The organism is Candidatus Methylacidiphilum fumarolicum, from assembly GCF_949774925.1.
Lineage (GTDB): Bacteria > Verrucomicrobiota > Verrucomicrobiia > Methylacidiphilales > Methylacidiphilaceae > Methylacidiphilum > Methylacidiphilum fumarolicum.
In genome coordinates this window covers 703,280-718,024 of sequence record NZ_OX458932.1, presented here as the reverse complement: position 1 = coordinate 718,024, position 14,745 = coordinate 703,280, and the positions used below count along the sequence as shown (strand labels likewise).

General features: G+C 40.4%; 14 protein-coding genes and 1 pseudogene. 9 read left to right on the top strand and 6 right to left on the bottom strand.

The window, feature by feature from the left end:
• Window positions 1–2: 2 nt before the first annotated feature.
• Genes rbfA through QOL44_RS03205 form a run of 3 tightly spaced genes read left to right on the top strand, consistent with a single transcriptional unit; the run spans window position 3 to window position 2,199 of the window.
• Complete coding sequence (gene rbfA, locus QOL44_RS03215) at window positions 3–356, top strand: 30S ribosome-binding factor RbfA (RefSeq protein ID WP_009060053.1); 354 nt, start codon at window positions 3–5, stop codon at window positions 354–356.
• 56 nt (window positions 357–412) lie between these two features.
• On the top strand, window positions 413–1,330 hold the full coding sequence (locus QOL44_RS03210) for an ABC transporter permease (protein WP_009060051.1): 918 nt from the start codon (window positions 413–415) through the stop codon (window positions 1,328–1,330).
• Window positions 1,331–1,389: 59 nt separating this feature from the next.
• Window positions 1,390–2,199 (top strand): ABC transporter permease, encoded by an 810-nt coding sequence (locus QOL44_RS03205; RefSeq protein ID WP_244229066.1) that lies wholly within the window; start codon window positions 1,390–1,392, stop codon window positions 2,197–2,199.
• 3 nt (window positions 2,200–2,202) lie between these two features.
• Here QOL44_RS03205 and galE read toward each other — a convergent pair whose 3' ends face one another.
• Window positions 2,203–3,168, bottom strand: coding sequence for a UDP-glucose 4-epimerase GalE (galE, locus tag QOL44_RS03200; RefSeq protein ID WP_009060047.1), 966 nt, complete (start codon window positions 3,166–3,168; stop codon window positions 2,203–2,205).
• A 957-nt stretch (window positions 3,169–4,125) separates the two neighbouring features.
• Between galE and tnpA the strand changes: the two are divergent.
• Window positions 4,126–4,549 (top strand): annotated as a pseudogene (gene tnpA, locus QOL44_RS11230) (IS200/IS605 family transposase).
• 189 nt (window positions 4,550–4,738) lie between these two features.
• Here the strand turns inward: tnpA and rho are convergent.
• Window positions 4,739–6,139 carry a transcription termination factor Rho gene (gene rho / locus QOL44_RS03195; protein WP_045086951.1) on the bottom strand — a complete coding sequence of 467 codons (1,401 nt, stop codon included), beginning with the start codon at window positions 6,137–6,139 and terminating at the stop codon, window positions 4,739–4,741.
• Window positions 6,140–6,338: 199 nt separating this feature from the next.
• Window positions 6,339–6,950 carry a dephospho-CoA kinase gene (gene coaE, locus QOL44_RS03190; RefSeq protein ID WP_009060965.1) on the bottom strand — a complete coding sequence of 204 codons (612 nt, stop codon included), beginning with the start codon at window positions 6,948–6,950 and terminating at the stop codon, window positions 6,339–6,341.
• A 235-nt stretch (window positions 6,951–7,185) separates the two neighbouring features.
• On the opposite strand from coaE, the gene QOL44_RS03185 reads away from it, so the two are divergent.
• Both QOL44_RS03185 and hpnC read left to right on the top strand, forming a co-directional pair.
• The gene (locus QOL44_RS03185) at window positions 7,186–7,476 is read left to right on the top strand and encodes a hypothetical protein (protein ID WP_283401202.1); all 291 of its coding nucleotides are present in this window, start codon (window positions 7,186–7,188) and stop codon (window positions 7,474–7,476) included.
• A 91-nt stretch (window positions 7,477–7,567) separates the two neighbouring features.
• Window positions 7,568–8,455: a squalene synthase HpnC gene (gene hpnC / locus QOL44_RS03180; RefSeq protein ID WP_045086705.1), complete on the top strand. Its 888-nt coding sequence runs from the start codon at window positions 7,568–7,570 to the stop codon at window positions 8,453–8,455.
• 93 nt (window positions 8,456–8,548) lie between these two features.
• Here hpnC and QOL44_RS03175 read toward each other — a convergent pair whose 3' ends face one another.
• Both QOL44_RS03175 and QOL44_RS03170 read right to left on the bottom strand, forming a co-directional pair.
• A complete protein-coding gene (locus QOL44_RS03175) occupies window positions 8,549–9,325 on the bottom strand; it encodes a histidinol-phosphatase HisJ family protein (RefSeq protein ID WP_045086952.1) in 777 nt (258 codons plus the stop codon).
• Window positions 9,326–9,336: 11 nt separating this feature from the next.
• Window positions 9,337–9,816, bottom strand: a complete 480-nt coding sequence (locus QOL44_RS03170; protein WP_009060971.1) for a DUF192 domain-containing protein — start codon at window positions 9,814–9,816, stop codon at window positions 9,337–9,339.
• Window positions 9,817–9,992: 176 nt separating this feature from the next.
• On the opposite strand from QOL44_RS03170, the gene QOL44_RS03165 reads away from it, so the two are divergent.
• Window positions 9,993–10,289, top strand: coding sequence for a hypothetical protein (locus tag QOL44_RS03165; RefSeq protein ID WP_009060973.1), 297 nt, complete (start codon window positions 9,993–9,995; stop codon window positions 10,287–10,289).
• Between the two features lie 2 nt (window positions 10,290–10,291).
• On the opposite strand, the gene QOL44_RS03160 is transcribed toward QOL44_RS03165, so the two are convergent.
• Window positions 10,292–10,927 (bottom strand): superoxide dismutase, encoded by a 636-nt coding sequence (locus QOL44_RS03160; protein WP_009060975.1) that lies wholly within the window; start codon window positions 10,925–10,927, stop codon window positions 10,292–10,294.
• A gap of 213 nt (window positions 10,928–11,140) precedes the next feature.
• On the opposite strand from QOL44_RS03160, the gene QOL44_RS03155 reads away from it, so the two are divergent.
• Together QOL44_RS03155 and QOL44_RS03150 are read left to right on the top strand one after the other, a co-directional pair.
• On the top strand, window positions 11,141–13,603 hold the full coding sequence (locus tag QOL44_RS03155; protein WP_009060976.1) for an FtsK/SpoIIIE family DNA translocase: 2,463 nt from the start codon (window positions 11,141–11,143) through the stop codon (window positions 13,601–13,603).
• A 31-nt stretch (window positions 13,604–13,634) separates the two neighbouring features.
• Window positions 13,635–14,714 (top strand): helix-turn-helix domain-containing protein, encoded by a 1,080-nt coding sequence (locus tag QOL44_RS03150; RefSeq protein WP_228343272.1) that lies wholly within the window; start codon window positions 13,635–13,637, stop codon window positions 14,712–14,714.
• Window positions 14,715–14,745: the final 31 nt, after the last annotated feature.

Sequence of the window (14,745 nt, the reverse complement as noted above, 5' to 3'; positions counted from 1 at the left end):
CGATGACAACAAGAGCGATTAGGGTTTCGGAAGTCATTCGTCGAGAGTTATCTTGGTGCTTTCAACGAGAAGTAGAACTCGAAGGCTTAGTGTTAACTATATCTGCCGTAGAAACTTCCGCTGATCTTAAAGAAGCTTCCATTTTTGTGAGCCTTTTTGATGCCTCCATCCCTGAGGAAAACTTGCTTATGATTTTAAATAGGCACCGAAACGAATGGCAAAAGTGGATTGGAAAAAGATTGCAAAGCAAATTTACACCACGGTTGACTTTTAAAATCGATAATTCATTAGATAGAGGAGACCGAGTATTACGTCTCATTGAAGAACTTGACAAAGAAACAAATACAGACTCATAGTTCTAGGTGTTGAATCAAAAAGATTCTGTGGTCTCCAATTGAAAAGTTCTCCATCAATGTTTATATATTTTGTCAGACGTATTCTCTCTTCTCTTTTTGTGCTTTTTGGAATTATATCTCTAACCTTTTTTCTTGTCAGACTCGCTCCAGGCAATCCCTTTAGTGCCGAAAGGAATATTTCTCCTGCTATTCTTCGAAATCTTGAAGCCCGTTATAAGCTTAGTGGATCACTACTCGAACAGTACAAAAATTACCTATTGAACCTTTGTCATGGCGACTTAATGCTTTCTACCAGGTATCGCAATCGCTCAGTAAACGAAATCATTGGTCAAACTCTACCTGTTTCGATAACCCTTGGGGGTTGCTCTTTTGCTTTAGCCCTTGCCTTTGGTATTAGCAGTGGTTGTTTAAGCGCTTTTTTTTGGAATAAACCTTTTGACAAGATTACTCAAGGGATCACTCTAATGGGAATTTCAATTCCAAGTTTTGTGCTTGCTCCTATTTGCGTGCTGGTGTTTGCAATCCTTTTGAGACTCCTTCCCCCCGCTGGCTGGGGATCAATAGAAAAAATCATCCTCCCTGCTTTCTGCCTTGGTATTCCTTATGGGTGCGTGGTTTCCCGATTAACTAGAAGTGCAATGCTTGAAGTACTTCATTCCGACTATATACGGACTGCTAAAGCCAAAGGATTGACCGAATCATCCATTCTCTTTGTGCATGGCTTAAAAGCAGCAGCCAGTCCCATAATTGCCTACAGTGGGCCTTTAGCCGCTAATTTGCTGACAGGATCGATGGTTATCGAACAGATTTTTGGGATCAGTGGTATGGGTTCTTTTTTTGTCGATGGAGTGCTCAATAGAGATGTTTTTCTAGTAAGCGGCGTCACACTCGTATATTCTCTTTTACTCATCTTGTTTAATCTCCTGGCCGATATGCTATGCCTCCTGTTCGACAAAAGAATTGTTTTGGAATAAAAAAAGGGAAAAATGGGTTTCCCTTTATAACATTCTCTTTATTTTTTTTATTGGTCCTTTTGTCTCTTATCGGTCCTTGGTTTTATCCTCAATCTCTCTATAAAACAACAAACGAAATCTTACTGCCGCCTAGCCTTCAACATATATTCGGAACTGATATCCATGGACGGGATCTGTTTATCAGAATCCTTTTCGGAGCAAGAATTTCTTTCGGAGTGGGCTTCAGTGGTTCTTTGATTAGTCTTTTTATAGGGGTCGCTTATGGATCCATTGCCGCCTATGCTGGCGGAAAAATTGACAGGATGATGATGCAGCTTGTCGATCTTCTTTATTCCTTACCTGTGTTGGTTTTTGTCATCGTACTCATAGCCATATTTGAAAATCCTCTACGCACTTTTCTATTTCATAGCCACTTGGAATCGCTGCTTCCCTACTCGCGTATTATCCTTCTTCTAGTAGGACTGGGTTTTGTCGAATGGCTCACAATGGCAAGGGTTGTTCGAAGCCGTGTATTGATCTTAAAAGAATCTCTTTTTGTACAAGCCGCAAAAGTTCTAGGACAAAACAGTTTTAAGATACTTCTTAAACATATTTTTCCCAATATCGCAGGCCTTGTGATTGTTTATCTGACGTTGACCATTCCAACAGTCATTCTGGAAGAATCTTTTTTGAGTTTTTTAGGACTAGGAGTTGAACCTCCTTCCTCTAGTCTAGGAAGTCTTTTATCTGACGGAGCAAATGCAATCAATCCCGTCAAGATATCTTGGTGGCTTCTTTTCTTTCCAGGACTATACTTAAGTCTTACCCTTTGGTCATTGAATGTTTTTGGCGAATGGTTAAGAGATAAACTCGATCCTAAAACAAGATAAGAATTACTCGTAGCCTCGAGGGTGGGATTTATGCCATGACCATGCGCTTTGAATGATTGCATTTAGATCATAGTTTGGCTTCCAACCAAATGTTTCAAAAGCTTTTCTGAAATTAGCCACAAGAATTGGGGGGTCACCAGTACGACGAGAACACACTACAGCAGGAATAGGCATTGCCGTAATCGCTCGAGCAGCTTCTATAACCTCAAGCACAGAGTAGCCTTTTGCACTACCTAAATTAAACACTCCTTCAAACGGATTTTCCAAAGCTTTAATATGCGCATCAACAAGATCTACTACATGGATATAATCTCTAATCGCAGAGCCATCAGCAGTCGGATAGTCAACACCATAAATCTCTACCTTCGATAATATACCCAAAGCCGCTTGTAAAATTCTAGGGATCAAATGAGTCTCCTTCCTGTGATGTTCTCCATGGTAAAGAGTTGCTCCGGCTGCATTAAAATATCTAAAAATAACAGGACTGATCCCATGAATCTTCCGGTACCATTCAAGAATTTTTTCAAATAGAAATTTGGATTCCCCATACGGATTTTCTGGATTTGCCGGAAAATTTTCGTCAATGGGCACTTTTGTAACCGAGCCATAGATTGAACAAGTGGAAGAAAAGACTATTCTCTTTAACCCATACGCTACCATGGCATCTAAAAGATTGATTCCATAAGCCACGTTATTTTGAAAATATAAGGAAGGATCCCTCATCGATTCTGCAACTAAGGCCTTGGCAGCAAAATGGATCACAGCCTGAGGCTTTTCATTCATGAAGATAGATAAAAGCAGATTCCGATCAGCAATATCCCCTTTGATAAATAAGGCTCTTGATTCTACGGCTTTGATATGTCCCTCTGAAAGATTATCAAGGACAATGACTTGATAGCCACGATCTATCAATCTCTCCACACATATACTACCAATATATCCTGCACCGCCTGTGACAAGGACCTTCAAGGATATGCCCCTCCCCTTTCTTTAAAATACATAGCGTAGCTTAACGAAAAAAATTTTGTTAAGAAAAGCTCCAATCAATTGAATTTTTATCCTTCTTTTGCAAGACAAGAAAGACTATCAGATAGATATATTTGTTTTCTTTTCTTCACTCAAAACTCAATAGATGCTTTTTTAAGTTGATTTCACCTTGACCTCCTCCCCCGCCTAAAGGCAGAGGATGCTTTCCTGCTACCAGGGGTCTCATTCTAGCTCGTGTATGGGGCCGGTACGGCCCACAGCCAACCCGCCCAACCAATGGAGCTTGTAGCCCAAAAACCTTAGAAACATACCCCCCCTTGTTCCAGGATCGATTTGTTCAACCCACTCTTCGCCTACCCGTTCCTCCCTAGATTCTCCCTTGTCTCCTTGCTGACCGCCTCATCTTCTCGATCGACAAATCCTCCACCAACCCAATCGCGTGGGTTTTGCTGATGTCCGTGGAAGTCTTATACAGAAAATCCCGACGGGCATTCACGATAGACACCTGAAGAGGCTGAAGGCTGGCCTTCTGTATCTGCTAGTTGTGCAAGAACCCTTTCTTCTGCGACAGCTTCCGTATTTCCCAAGCCAGTTGCTTTTCACGCCGCTGGAACCGTGCTGGGGGGGAACTTGTCAAACACCGCCTGGATTGCCTGATCCAGGAACTTGAGCGTCCATTGTAAAGGGAACGTAGGGGCGTTGTATAAACAACCATATTCCTCACTGTGTCTCCAGAGTGCCAGAGACCAGGCATGCTCGTAATACGAGAGCAAAAGGTAGTCGGCCTCCAGCTGCTTTTGCAAGGCCAGCGCTTTGTTCCAGACCCACCGCACCCCTCCCCGGTAACGGGGGGAGACGCAGGTCTGGTTCGGTGATAGGTTCCAAACGGAATCGAAATGCCTAGAGAATTTTCAATTATTTTTAGTCTTTACTTGGTTTATGACAAAGTCAAACGAAAGCCCTACAGGTGGTGACACTTGCGTATATAACCTTCATGTCCATTTGGTCTTTGTTACTAAATATCAGCACGGAGGGATCCCCAAAGAGATTTTGAAAGACCTGTGCCAGTTTATAGACTCTGTCTATAAAGATTTTGGATCCGAATGGTTGGAAGTTAATGGAGAAGATAACCACACGGGCTCCTTTTGGTGATCTATCCACCCAAAGTGGCTATAGACATGGTGATGAACAGTCTAAAAAGGGGGGGCCAGCCGCCTGATTCGAAAGAAATACTTTAGGCAAATTCGCCGAAAGCTCTTAGGTGGACCTCTCTGGTCCCCCAGGTTATTTCACCGGGAGCAGTGGGGGCGCTCCGCTGTCCTTTATCAGACAGTATGTCGAGGGGCAGAGAACACCGGAATGACGCGCCTTATCCTCTTCCTTCAGGAAGAGGTTTGCGGCGAGTTTTTCAGATCAAAGGCAGATCTAAAAGCACAAGGGTGTGCAATGGCTTGCGTAAGCAAAGTGCGCTTGTGTATCGTTTCTAAACAAGCATCATGCATTAATTCTATCAGTCTTATTATGGAAAAGGGAAAATGATAGCTGATAGCTCTTAATCCTTAAGATTCATCGAAAGAAGAAATTCAACGTTATTTTTAGTCTTTTTCAGTCTTTCGAGTAATAATTCCATGGCTTCTATCGGAGGGACCGACGATAAGGCTCTACGGAGCACATGAATCCTTACAAGCTCATCTGGATGATAGAGTAGTTCTTCTCTACGGGTCCCAGATTTAGGAATGTTGATCGCTGGATAAATTCTTTTATCGACAAGTGCTCTATCCAGATGTAATTCCATATTTCCGGTTCCTTTGAATTCTTCGAAAATAACATCGTCCATCTTTGAGCCTGTATCAATCAGCGCGGTTGCAATAATGGTAACGCTGCCGCCTTCCTCAAGATTTCTTGCTGTTGCAAAAAAACGCCTAGGCTTTTGAAGAGCATTGGCATCGACTCCTCCAGTTAAAATTTTGCCACTATGCGGTTGTAGCGTATTATAAGCCCGAGCAAGTCTTGTCAAAGAATCCAAAAGAATCACCACATCAATCTTATTTTCGGCCATTCTTTTCGCCCTTTCTATAACCATTTCGGCCACCTGTACGTGTCTATCGGGAGTTTCATCAAAAGTGGAACTAATAACCTCTCCTTTTACCGATCTTTCCATGTCAGTTACTTCTTCAGGCCGTTCATCAACAAGCAGGACGATAAGATGGGCTTCAGGATGATTTTCAGTAATGGCATTGGCTATTTTCTGAATCAAAACTGTTTTACCTGTTCTTGGAGGAGCAACGATTAAGCCTCTTTGACCAAATCCAATGGGAGTGATCAGATCCATGACTCGCATGGAAAGATCTCCACTTTTACCCTCCAAAAAGATTCTTCTATTCGGGAAAATTGGTGTTAAATTGTCAAAAATAATTCTACCACGAATCTTTTCGGGTTCCTCATTCTCAATTTTTTCAACTTGGAGCAGTGAAAAATACCGTTCTTTTTCCTTAGGCGGTCGAATAGGTCCAGAAACCAAATTGCCTTTCTTCAACCCATATTTTCGGATTAAAGCAGGAGAAACATACACATCCTCTTGACAAGGGAAATAGTTGTATGCCTCAGATCTTAAAAATCCATATCCTTCGGGTAATATCTCCAAAACCCCTCCTCCGTAAATCGCCCCATTTCTTTGCGCATTGCGCCGCAAGATTTCAAAAATTACCTCATGCTTTCTCATTAACCCAGGATTTTCAATCTGGTATTCTGCAGCTTTAATCTGCAGCTCTGAAAAGGATAACTGTTGAAGCTTACTCAGATCCAGCGTAGGACCTAAGCTTACAGATTCCTCCATTCCATTATTTTTCGTTTGAGTTATTGTCTCTTGAATAGATTTTTTAATTTCCATATGTTCTTCTTTTTGTTCAGAATATTCTTGAATTTTCTTTCCTTCTTCATTTTCGGCCTTCATAGAAGAAGGCATATCGTTGTTAGAATCAAAAGTTTCCTGCGCTTTCATCGGCTCACCCTCTGAATGATTTTTTTTTGATGCTCTCATTTTAAATTATTGTAACAACACTGAATTAAACAATCCTCAGGTTTACATTGTTGATTGAATAGGGTTTTTAGATTCTTTGACCCGCTTTATTCGAAAATTTCACAAAAGAAAATTATGAACAGCCTGCATTATATGATCGAAGCTGGTCCAAAAACATACGAGCCTGATCATGAAGCAAATGAATGGAACCATCATTCCAAAAAACAAAGTCACTATTTTCCATTTTCTTTTCCAAAGGCCATTGACTTTCAATCCTCATTCTTATTTCCCTTGAAATCAATCCTCTATCCAAAAGTCTTTTGAACTGTACCGATGGAGAACAGCCAACACACAAGACCTTATCAAATTCTTTTTCGAGTTTTTCCTCGAACAAAAGTGGTATAACAACAATTATACGTTTCCTCGGATCGCTTTTTTTGGCTTCAATAACTTTTATTTTCCACTGTTGGCGTATTGAAGGATGCGTTAATCTATTTAATGTTTCCAACAACTTCGGATTCTGAAAAACCAGTTGGCCTAATAACCTACGATTTATTGTATTATCATTATTTAAGATTTCTTTCCCAAACTCGTCAACTACTTTTTTCCAATTTTCTCTTCCCGGCTGAAGAAGCTCTTGTGCGATTCGATCCGTATCGATAATCTCAAAACCTTCTTTCATAAGCCAACTAGACAAAGTCGTTTTTCCACAGCCAATACCTCCTGTCAGACCAAAATAATTCATATGTAGATGCCTAAAAGGCTATTTTAGGATTTTTGATTGTTAATCAAATATAAAAATACCTATTTATTAGCTGAAAGTATCGATGTTTCTTCAAAAAACGATTGTTTTTGAGTTATTTTTTTATTAAAAAGCAATGTAATAAAGAAAATTTTCGTCAACAATCCATCCTTAAATGGGAGGAGCTTGTAGGTAACTACAAGTCGGGTTGACCAAGGAACGTTACGGGGCCGTGGCAATGCAAAGAAGTAACTACGTGAACGATAGGCAAGACCAGACCCACTCCGGGATGCTTCCTCAGTCTGGGGCTCTGGAAGGAGGGGATCATGCTGGCGAAAGGCAAAGCGCCAACGGTTCTCTTTTCCTGCGCGCGCAGATAGCCGGTCGCGCACATTCCCGAGGGGAGCGAGTCGAGAACGCCAACCCGACTCCGTCACCGGCGAAAGCCGGATGGAGGGGAAGCCCTGGGAATGGGAAGCAGTTCACCCCGTCTCTCTATACGCTTATGGATAGTCGTGGACCAAGATAGCATTGGAGAAAGGAGTTGCGGGAACAGGGGCGGCTCATGCCGCCGCGCTATCCCTCTCCGGCCTGAACGTCGGGGTTTCCCGCGAAATTGGATGAATCTTACCGAAGCCTATTCTTATTGTAAACATATTGCTTCTCACTACGAAAACTTTCCTGTCGGTCTTCTTGTTGCTAAAAATCTTGCCCCTCATGTCCATGCTATCTATGCCTTTTCACGAATCGCTGATGATTATGCCGATGAAGGATACTCATTAAATGAGAAAGAAAGGGAGGATGAGCAAAAAAGAAAAAAAAGGCTGGATAGCTTAGATACATGGCGTGCCTATCTACTTGATCCCAAGCTTTGTGCTAAAAATCCTGTTTTCTTAGCTCTCCACGACACCATTGAAAAATTTCAACTGCCCCTAAACCTTTTTACAGATCTTCTAGATGCCTTCAAGCAAGATGTCCTAAAAGATCGATATAAAAATTTTGAAGAAGTATTGGATTATTGCAAAAAAAGTGCCAATCCAATTGGAAGACTCGTTCTTTATCTTCACCGTCAAACGACCGATTTGCAACTGCTTAGTTCAGATTTTATATGTACGGCTCTTCAGCTCGCCAATTTTTGGCAGGACATCTCTATAGACCTTAAAAAAAACAGAATCTATTTGCCTAAAGACGAAATGGAACAATACAAGGTTAGCGAAGCCGAACTATTCGCTAGGCATTTTAGTTCCAATTTCAGAGACTTGCTCTCTTTTCAAGTCAAGCGTACTGAGGAGCTTTTTGATAAAGGAAAAGTTTTGATTGATACCCTTGAATGGCCCTTAAAGCTAGAAATTGCATTAACCTGGTATGGTGGGAAAACCATTCTTGATAAGATTAAAAAAATAAACTACAACACATTAGCTTTCAGGCCAAAGTTAGGCTATAAGGATGTCCCCTCACTCCTTTTCAAATCATTACGAATGATTTGTAGGAAAAAAGCAAATCGATAAATTTCCCTTTTCTAAGACCTTAGTTTATCTCCGTTTAAAAAAAAGCCTCATGAGAATGCATCCTTCCAAGGAGTAAGAGCAAGCCTTTATCCTCTAGCTCACTGCCACCATTTGTCTAGTATGGGATCGAAAAACTGCAAATTCTTTAATCCCCAGTTTATTCATCAACGGTAAAAGTTCAGAGAACCCCTTTCCTACTTCCAGCCATGAATGCGCATCTGAACCAATAGAAATAGGAATTTTCATTTCCACGGCCTTAAAAAGAATTTCTTCGGCTGGATACTGCTCTTTTACAGGTTTTCTCCAACCTGCTGTATTAATCTCTAAACAAAGATCTTTTTCTTTGATTTTTTCCAAAACAGGTTCGAAATAATCCACTATTTTTCCTTTAGGTCTATAATTAAAAATTTTTATCAAATCCAAATGGGCCACCGAATCGATAAAACCTTGATCAATCAATTGCAGTAAATTTTTTACATAATCTCGATAAATATCTTCGATAGGTCTCTTTGAAAAACCATCTTCAAAACCATTTCTGTCGAAAGGCCAGTCTCCAATAAAATGCACAGATCCAAGGACAAAATCGAGTTTTTCCCAATTTTCTTTTACCCAAATCAAGCCTGAATGCCCGCTGACCGGATCGTTGTCCCTTTCTATCCCTAAGCGAACATTAAGGGTTGGAAATTTCTGTTTCCATTGGTCGAACACTTGAAAATCGATCCCTTCTCTATACCTATCATGATCGGTAAAGCAAAAATCTACCACCCCTTTTTGGAAACAAGATTCTGCCCAAGGATCAAGAAGTTTAAAGGTGTAGGGTTGTAATTTATGCCCTTGGGGATGCATATGATAATCAGCAAATATTTTCATAAGATAAATAGTCAATTTTTCAAAAGAAGAAGCAGTTTCTCCCAAGTTGTATCCTTTGGAGTTAGTTGATCACCCGGTAAAAGCTTATGTCTTTCAAACCATCCTTCGTTTACTTCTAATGCGAATTTGACAAATGAGGATTGACTAGGGATAGGTGTCAGATCAAAAGGTTTCATCGAATAGATCTCAAGGATCTTTCCTCTATTATCCATATACGCTATAGATAAAGGTATACGAGTGTTCTTCATCCAAAAAACAGCTTTTTGTTCAAAAGGCAAAACAAAAAGCATACCTTGATTTTCAGGTAGGCTTTCCCGATACATCAAACCCCGAGCAAGGTCTTTTGGTTTCCATACAACTTCTACCAAAAGATGCTGTTCTGGCAATTTCCCTACCAAATCAATAGAGCCAACCTTTTCCTCTCCTCTGATCCAAAAAGCTAAAAGCAAAGGACTGACTGTAAAAAGAAGCATAAACCGACTGCAGATCATTCTTTTTCCATGCTTCAAAAATTTAAAAAAAAAGAGAGCCTTCAAGCTTTTTTGTTGTTTTCATCTGTTTTCAATTGTACAACTGGAGCATCTTTTAGATACCTATTCAAACTCAAAAACTATAACTTGCCCATCAGTCTTATTGGAATATCATCTTTTTTATTTTACATTACCTCATGGCTTCGACGCTGACTCTTATTCTTACAGTCTCTAGACAGAGTCAAAAATACGAAGAATTTCTTAAAAAACTCTTTTTCTATAAAGAGAAAGGACATCAAATCTATATTTTCTGTCTGGACGAAGGGGTTAGAGAGATCAAATCCCTTCTCGCTGCTTCCAAAGATTTTCACATCTTCGCCTGCGCCTATGCCATTCAATCGAGAAATCTCTCAGCGATTGAATCAGTTTGTTATGGAGGCTTAGGGCTTTTAGCTGATCTTATCGTACATAGCGATAAGACCGAATCATTTTAAGCCTATGGGCAAAAGGAAAGGTTTTTTGCTAATGCCTGCGAATAGAACTCTTCGACCGCTTTCCAATTCACCACATTCCAAAAAGCTTTGAGCCACTCCCCTCTCCGGAATTGATATTTGAGATAATACGCATGCTCCCACACATCACAGCCAAAAAATGGCTGGTTTCCATCAGAAAGAGGATTATCCTGATTGGGAGTAGAGAGGACTTCCAGCTTCCCTTCTTTATTCACAACTAACCATACCCAACCACTTCCAAAACGAGCAAGGCCTGCAGCCTCAAATTTTTCCTGAAAAGCTTCGAAGCTCCCAAATTGAGATAGAATGTCTTCGTAGAGTTTCCCCGTAGGTTTGCCTCCAGCATTTGGAGCCATTATTCTCCAAAAAAAACTGTGATTAACATGGCCCCCTCCATTATTTCTTACAGCTGTTCTTATATTTTGAGGGATAGAATCTAAGGCCATAAGTAATTCTTCAGGCCTTTTCCTCTGAAAGTCAGGATAATCAGCTAAGGCTTTATTTAAGTTCTGTACATAAGCTTTATGATGTCCATTATAATGACAATCCATGGTCATGGTATTAATATGAGGTTCTAAAGCATCCAAAGCATAAGGTAATGGTGGTAATTGATAAGCCATGGTCGATCTCCTTTTTAAGTTGAAGAATTTTCTCCTAAGGAATACTAATTATAATAACGAATTTATATTAAGCTTTTTGATTAATAAAAAAAATGTTCTTCAACAAGAAGAAAAATGAATTCTTTTTTTTAATTATTTTTTGATATTGTAAACTGACAAGGATGGTATTGGTTTTAAGCATCATCGATACCTCTTGATCTTAAAACTAAGATTATGTTTACGGAACGCAATTCTATATTGTTTGAAATCTTTAGTATTGTTTGTTTTGGAGCAGCCATTTTACTCATCCTAAGTTTGGCTTCTTTTCATGCAACGGATATTGCTTTTAATCAATGGCCACCTAAAACAGCGACCTCCAATGCGGTAGGTCCACTAGGAGCGTACACGGCTTTTTTCCTCTTTATGTTTTTTGGTTTTGGGGCTTACACTGTGCCAGTTCTTTTGATTACTGCTGGAATAGCCCTAGGAATCCATGCTAAAATCTGCTGGTGGAAAAAAATCCCATTAAGTTTTTTGCTACTCTCCTCCATTGCAGCCCTTTTGGAATTGCAGCCGTTGCTTGGTAAAATTACAGAACAAAATCGGGAAATTTTTACTCCAGGTGGCCTCATTGGGGATATAGCGAAGCGCCTCTTACTCGTTCGTTTCTTAGGCGAACCTGGAAGTTTAGTCTTGCTCATCATATTGCTGATCCTTTTCTTTGTGCTTTTGTATGAAACAGAGCCGGTAAGAAGTTTGATTAGACTGGCCATTTATCTGAAAGAAAAAATAGAAGCACATCAAGAAGCCCTTCTGCAGCAAAAAGGGCTATCTGGTCAGTTAGAACTCGCTCATAAGAAGCTAAGGAAAGAAGAGAAAGAAATAGAAAAAGTTTTAAAAAAACAGTCCCCTCCTCCTTTATGTGTCGACAGCCTATTTCGCAGAAAAAACGATACCTCTGGGATTTCTGGAATCATTGGCAACTCCAAGGACTTGGACAATAATCCCATACCGCAACAGAAGCCTTCGCTGTTTAAAAAAATGAATTTATTTGGTAACAAAGAAAAAGAGGGAGAAAACCAAAATACATCAACCTCAAATTCCTTTGAATCCCCTAAGAATGATTCAAAGAACGATCCTCTTATTTTCTCCCCATCTTTGGGAGCAAAAGAAAAGTCGACTTCTACTATCCTCAAAAATCCTTCCAAGGAGAGCTCAAAACCAGAAAAACTCTCTGCTGAGTCCTCTACCTATGCTTCTCCTCCAATTTCTCTCCTCCGGCAAAATCCCTATCTTGGGAAAGTCGCTGTACCAGAATCTGAACTACGCAATCAGGCTCAACTTCTCATTGAAACTTTAGCGAGTTTTGGTATTGAAGTGAATCCTGGAGCGATCACTTATGGACCTACAATTACACGCTTTGAACTTTATCCAGCTGCAGGAGTGAGAGTTGATAGAATCAAAAATCTTCAAAGAGACATAGCCCGCTCTATGCGCGCAGAAAGAGTCAATATTTTGGCACCGATCCCAGGAAAAGATAGCGTGGGAGTGGAATTACCTAATGCAAAGAAAATTCCAGTTTTTCTAAGAGATATCCTAGAAAGTCCAGATTGGAATAATTCCAAAGCAAAGATTCCCTTAGCCCTAGGGAAAAATGTCTATGGAGAAGCTCTTATTGCTGATCTGTTCGAGATGCCTCATCTTCTTATTGCTGGAGCCACTGGCTCAGGCAAATCGGTATGCCTTAATTCGATATTGCTGAGTTTGCTTTACAAGTTTGGTCCATCCGATCTTAGAATCATTCTTGTCGATCCAAAACAAGTTGAACTTCAGGCCTATAATGGAATCGCCCATTTAATTGTACCTGTGATCATTGATTCTAAAAAAGTTCTTAACGGACTGAAGTGGCTCATTCAAGAAATGGAAAGGCGTTATGGCTTGCTGGCTGAAGCTGGAACTAGGAATATCATTGCTTACAACTCAAAATTAGAGCGCACGACTTCGACTATTAAAGAAGAAGAAGAAAAAAAAGAAAAACTCCCCTGGATTGTGGTTGTGATTGATGAACTGGCTGATTTGATGCAGACGACCCCTGCTGAAGTCGAAGTGGCAATAGCACGACTTTCTGCAAAAGCTAGAGCCGCTGGTATCCATCTTATCGTTGCCACTCAAACTCCGCGAAGAGAAGTGATCACTGGGGTAATCAAAGCCAATATACCCTCGCGTATCGCTTTTCAAGTTGCCAGTTCCCTTGATTCTCGAGTGATTCTTGACGAAAATGGAGCCGAAAATCTTATTGGAAAAGGAGATTTCCTATTTCTCCCTCCAGCCACTTCTAAAATGATCCGAGGCCAAGGAGCTTATGTATCTGAAGAGGAAGTCTATGAGGTGGTCGAGCATATAAAAAGCCTCTATCCTTCTTCGACTATCCCTCAAGTTCAAAACGCTATTGATAATGAAACCAAAGAATTGGAAATTTCTGAGAGTGATCGAGAACTAATCCAAAAATGTCTTGAAATTATTTGGCAAGAAAAAAGAGCCAGCACTTCCCTCCTTCAAAGAAGACTTCGGCTAGGGTATAATAGAGCTGCTTGGGTGATGGACCTTTTAGAAGAAAAAGGAATTGTTGGTCCGGAAAATGGGGCTAAGCCAAGAGAAATACTTGTCGATTTAAATGGCCCCATTCCCCATTTTTAGTAAGGAGAAAGAAGAATTTATGGAACAGGGAATGAAACAAACAATAGGCCAAAGGCTCCGAGCTGCTCGTGAGGCCCAAGGCCTTTCGTTACAAACAGTTTCAAAAATAACAAAAATTCTTCCAGAACAACTCGTAGCCTTGGAACAAGATCAATATGACAAAATTCCGGCTTCGGCTCAAGTTCGTGGCTTCGTAAGAATCTATGCAAAAACCTTAGGTATGGATGAGAGGCCGCTTTTAAATGAACTAGATAATATTTTTGGTTCTAAGGAAGAAGAAACTACCTCTTTATTAATGACTCTTCCCGTAAAATATGTGGAGACACCCCTACAAAAAGAACCTTTCTTTACGCCACAACGAATCGCCTTTTTCTTTGCTTTCCTTCTTTTCCTTCTAATGTGCGGAATTGGAGTATACAGAATTTATCAAGTCACTTCTTTTCGACATGGCCCAGGCAAAAGCTCTTCTCCTGAAGAGATGGTTCGAAAAAGTCCAGAGCTTAAACCTCCTATCCTTGAACCTGTTAGGAAAGAACAACCAACCCAAGAAGCTCCAGTCGATCTTTCTAAAGTTGGAAATGAAACTGTAAAAAGAGCCACTCCTATTCATCCTATCCCAACTGCAGAATCTTCTCCTCCTTCACCTTCTTCTCCTCCTTCCTCTCCCATTCCACCGAACAAAGAAAATGGCTCTACCTCCGATAATGTTAAGGTTATGAGAGCCTTGCCTGTTAGCCCGGAACCTATTCCTAACATTGAAGATCAACCTAGAAGCAAAGATGGGACAATAGAGACAAATTCAGACGCAGCAGAGGATGAGGAGGAGAGTGCCGATGAGCCAGCTGTTTCTTTTGCAGAAAAAAATTATAAACTAGTTGTCCAAGCTAGGAAAGATTCTTGGATTTTCATTCAAGTCATCGAAGGAGGCAAACCCAGGCAGGTTTTTTCAGGGGTTCTGCACGGAGGGGAACGAAAAGAATTTATTGGTCCAAGGTTCCAAATTCGTGCTTCCAATATATCTCAAGTTGAATTTATACTCGATGGGAAAAGTGTATCTATTGCTTCAGCGGGGGATGCAACTCAAGACATCATTATTCCAACCACTCCATAATGCTAATTTTTTTTAACAAAATTCTTAAAAG